The organism is Bradyrhizobium sp., assembly GCF_049512235.1.
In the GTDB taxonomy this organism is placed as follows: Bacteria; Pseudomonadota; Alphaproteobacteria; order Rhizobiales; family Xanthobacteraceae; genus Bradyrhizobium.
In genome coordinates this window covers 1-3,574 of record NZ_JBEKXH010000594.1, presented here as the reverse complement: position 1 = coordinate 3,574, position 3,574 = coordinate 1, and the positions used below count along the sequence as shown (strand labels likewise).

At 61.5% G+C, this 3,574-nt stretch carries 4 protein-coding genes; all 4 read left to right on the top strand.

Annotation, left to right across the window (positions count from 1 at the left end; translation table 11 throughout):
* Positions 1–134: outer membrane beta-barrel protein (locus tag ABSG20_RS32370; RefSeq protein WP_423868518.1), on the top strand; the 134-nt coding region annotated here is incomplete at its 5' end.
* Between the two features lie 243 nt (positions 135–377).
* Positions 378–1,997 carry a WD40/YVTN/BNR-like repeat-containing protein gene (locus ABSG20_RS32365; protein ID WP_423868517.1) on the top strand — a complete coding sequence of 540 codons (1,620 nt, stop codon included), beginning with the start codon at positions 378–380 and terminating at the stop codon, positions 1,995–1,997.
* 310 nt (positions 1,998–2,307) lie between these two features.
* Positions 2,308–2,427, top strand: coding sequence for an XRE family transcriptional regulator (locus tag ABSG20_RS32360; RefSeq protein WP_423868516.1), 120 nt, complete (start codon positions 2,308–2,310; stop codon positions 2,425–2,427).
* A 499-nt stretch (positions 2,428–2,926) separates the two neighbouring features.
* Complete coding sequence (locus ABSG20_RS32355; RefSeq protein ID WP_423868515.1) at positions 2,927–3,571, top strand: HupE/UreJ family protein; 645 nt, start codon at positions 2,927–2,929, stop codon at positions 3,569–3,571.
* Positions 3,572–3,574: the final 3 nt, after the last annotated feature.

Genomic DNA, 3,574 nt, shown 5'->3' with positions numbered 1-3,574 from the left:
GTGATCTGATCTACAAGATGACGCGCAATATGTGGCTCAAGGGCACGCTGCGCCGCGACTGGCTCGACTCCAATATCGCCGGCAACAGCACCAATTCCACCGTCGTCATGCTCGGGGTGCGACTGCAGAATTGATGGTGCTTCGCCTACCCCGTCCCGCGGCTGTGGTGCAGGGCGGGGTACCCACTCATTTCAGTCACCGCCTTTTGACGACCGCGGGGCGGCGTTTGGCTTGTTCGCACCCCAGAGTTGTATCACACTCCCTGGCGTTCGAAGGCTTCCACGGTTCCACCTGCACATTTTCACGAAACCTGTTTGTTCACGTTTCTGCTTCTTGGCAGCCAATTTTCTCAGTCGTTTCAGCGCGAGGTGAAAACAATGAATTACACTTGGCATCCCACCAGTGCTCCGGTCCAGACCCGTTACGACGATATCTGGTTCATCAACCCGCAGGTCGGCTGGGGCGTCAACAGCGCCGGCCAGATTGTTCACACCGAGGACGGTGGAACGACCTGGACCATTCAGCACACCGTCGATGCCGACACCTGGCTGCGCTGCATGAGCTTTACCAGCCCGACCGATGGCTGGGTCGGCTCGATCACGCGCCGGCAGCGGTTGTTCAAGACGCAGGACGGCAAGACCTGGACCGACCTGACCGCGAGCCTGCCGCCGCTGCCGAGCGCGATCTGCGGCATGTCTTCGCCGTCGAAAAATGTCGTGTTTGCTTCCGGCACGCAATATCCGCAGCGTGAGGCCGGGATCATGCACACGGCCGATGGCGGCCAAAGCTGGAATTCGATCCCGATGGCGGCGCACGCCAATCTCCTGATCGACACGCTTTTCACCGACGACAGCCATGGCTGGGTGGTCGGCGGCCGCGGCGGCACCAGCTACGACCAACTCAAGCCGGTCATCCTGTTCACCGCTGATGGCGGCAAGAGCTGGGAAGACCGGCTGCAGAATTCCGGAATCGATTTTCCGACAGGCGAATGGGGATGGAAGATCCAGTTTTTGAATCCGCAGATCGGTTTCGTCTCGCTGGAGAACGACAGTGCGGCAGCGATTCTGAAAACCCAAGATGGCGGCCAAAGCTGGAAGCGCATTGAGATCAAGGATCCGCAGAAGAACGTCGAACTCGAGGGTGTCGGCTTCATCGACGAGAAGGTCGGATGGGTCGGCGGCTGGGGCCACGGCTTTGTTTCGGGCCAGCCGGACGGCACCACCAGCGGCACCACCGACGGCGGCGAAACCTGGTTCAATGCCAATGATGTCGGCCACTTCCTCAACCGTTTTCGTTTTACCGGCGCGAGGCCGATCGCCGGCTACGCCTCGGGCGCAACCGTCTATCAGTGCGTGGCTTCAGAGCCGGCCGTGCTCGCACGTCTGGCGCCCGCCGTGCGTACGCCGGAGCTGGACATTGCCAAGGCCTGGGACAGGCTCGACGTCAGGACGCAGGTGCCCGATGGCGCCAAGCATCTAACGATCACGGTGTTCGATCCCCGGCAAACGCTGGTAAAGGTGCTGGCCGAGGAGAAGCCGCCGCGCCCTGGCGCCAGAACCTTTAGCTGGAATTTCAAGACCGATGACGGCGTCGACGCCGGCACCGGCCATTTCATGTACCGCATCGTGGTCGACGGCAACGCCACCACCGGCATGGTGGTGCGCGCCGCGCGCGCCGCGCCCGACCTGCTCGGCGACCAGGTATCAAAGATGATCACGCGCTATGCGCCGCGCGCCAAGCGCTCGCATGACGACCTGACGCTGCCCGACGCCAACGGCAGACCGGTGCCGTTAAAGCCGCTCTACGACAAGCCGCTGGAATTGATGGCCGCCCTGATTCGCGGCGGCTGGATCATTCCCGGCGAGCCCGACCGCAGCATGTTCCTGGTCGCCATTATCGGCACCGGCCCAATGCAATCGCAGCTGGCGCAGGCGGATGTGGATTTGCTGTCGGACTGGATCACGGCGGGCGCGGTGGTGCCGGCGGCGATGGGGTAGGGGAGCGGGCTCGTAAATGAGGCCCGGCACCCACCTAGGAACGCCGTCGCTGCTCAGCCACCGTCGTCATGGCCTGGCTTGTCCGGCTTGTCCCGGCCGTCCACGTCTTCTGCCAGCACCAAGCCAGGCGTGCGCGGTGTTTCTGTGCGGAGGATACTGGCGCACGTTTCTTCCGAACAGAACTACAAAGACAATTATGCGAAAGGAGCCAAGACATGACGGGAAAAACCGCGGCCAAGCGCAGCAGCGGGAATGTGTTTGCCGACCAAGGCTTCGAACATCCTGAGGAGGAAAGCTCAAGGCCCAACCGGTGCAGGAAATTCGCGACATCACTAAGCGTCGCGAGCTTACCCAGACCAAGGCGGCGGCGCTGCAGGGCCTCAAGCAGCCCGATGTATCTGCGCTTGAACGGATATGTTTTCAGCGATAGATCGAGCAATCTCAGCTAAGTTGCTCTGTCGCTGCTCGGCAACCAAGACTTGTCGCGGCAAGGATTTGATGTTAGGTTTCTATCGCGCGACACGGACAAGATCGGGCTGAGCGCAGCGATGGCCAATCATGGTCAAGATGTCGAAAGTGGTGTTCACTTGCGCCACGGCCGTCATACTTTCCGTAACGCCTTACTCGATCGAGGCATCGAACAACGCCGGTATCCGCATAGAAGCTGACCAAGCGCAGGCTCGCGTCGGGCGACCGTTGACGCCAGCGAGCGTCGCCGGCGTGGCAAGGCGCACGACGCGGCGGACGATTGCTCGTCATTCTTATCATGGACACCATCACTGCGTTTGGATTGTGCTGAACGGCGTCCGCGTCTGCAGATAGGCTTTCGGCGACCGCGCCTGACGCGTCCGAATGGATCAGATCTTACGAGCGTCCTGGTTCGGGTCGAAAACTTCGGCGGCGCAATCCAGACCGAACGGCTTTCGCCGATGAGGACGTCATTCGTTATCCAGGCCACGCCGGGCGCAGGAGAAGTCGCTGCGACTTATCTGCGGCTTGGCGTCGAGCACATCCTGTCCGGCTTTGATCATCTTCTGTTTGTCCTGGCGCTCGTGATACTGGTTCGCGAGTGGCGTCGCGTCGCGGTCACTGTGACCGCGTTCACCATCGCGCATAGGATTACGCTTGCGGCGGCGACACTGGACTTGGTCAACGTGCCGGGTCCGCCTGTGGAAGCCACCGTAGCGCTCAGCATCATGCTGGTTGCGGTCGAGATCCTGAATGCACGACGTGGTATGCCAAGTTTGACCGCGCGTCTGCCGTGGCTCGTTGCCTTCAGCTTCGGTCTTTTGCACGGCTTTGGCTTTGCCGGCGCCCTGGCCGAGGTGGGATTGCCTCAACATGCCATCCCGGTCGCGCTGCTGTTTTTCAACGTCGGAGTGGAGATCGGGCAGCTTGTCTTCGTGGCCGCGGTGTTCTCGTTGGTCTGGTTGGCGCGCTACGCGGCGTCCCAGCTATTGGAGGTTGCCTGCGTCGAGCGTGCATTTGACCGGCTCGATGTGGCCATGGCCTACGGCACAGGCGTCGTAGCGGCCTACTCGCTGATCGAGCGTACCACCGCTTTTCTTGCATGACGA